This is a genomic window from Vibrio sp. 1641 (genome assembly GCF_033339995.1).
GTDB lineage: Bacteria > Pseudomonadota > Gammaproteobacteria > Enterobacterales > Vibrionaceae > Vibrio > Vibrio alginolyticus.
In genome coordinates this window covers 1-500 of the sequence record NZ_JAWOVP010000561.1, presented here as the reverse complement: position 1 = coordinate 500, position 500 = coordinate 1, and the positions used below count along the sequence as shown (strand labels likewise).

The following is a 500-nucleotide window of genomic DNA, read 5'->3' as shown; positions in this document are numbered from 1 at the left end:
CTCAGAAGAAGCAGTATGCGCGCAATGCCATGTAGCGTCAGATTATCTGCCAGAAAACCACACCTTTCATCAAGCGAACACCGAAGCATCGAAATGCACAACGTGCCACATGCCGGAGACGACTTATATGCAGGTAGACCCGCGTAGAGACCACAGTTGGCACGTTCCCCGCCCAGATTTAAGCAAGCATATTAATACGCCCAATGTTTGTACTGCTTGTCATGATGATAAAGATGCGAAGTGGGCCGATGAGCAGATTGGTCAATGGTTCCCAAAATCAAAGTATCGCAACACTCAGCACTTTTCGGTCGCATTTTATGCAGACGCGATAGGTCACCGAGGTGGTTCAGATGCCTTGGCTTATACGGCTCAAGATTCTTCCAACAGTGACATCATTCGCGCATCGGCTTTAGAGCGAATGGCAGGCAATACTGGCCAGAATTCGTTGGTTGCGCTTGCTCGCGCCGTGAAACATGAGAATGAGATGATTCGACTGGGTG

General features: G+C 49.4%; 1 pseudogene. It reads left to right on the top strand.

From position 1 onward, the window contains the following. Positions 1-500: pseudogene (locus tag R7Z47_RS27135) on the top strand (deca-heme c-type cytochrome); the annotation flags it as partial.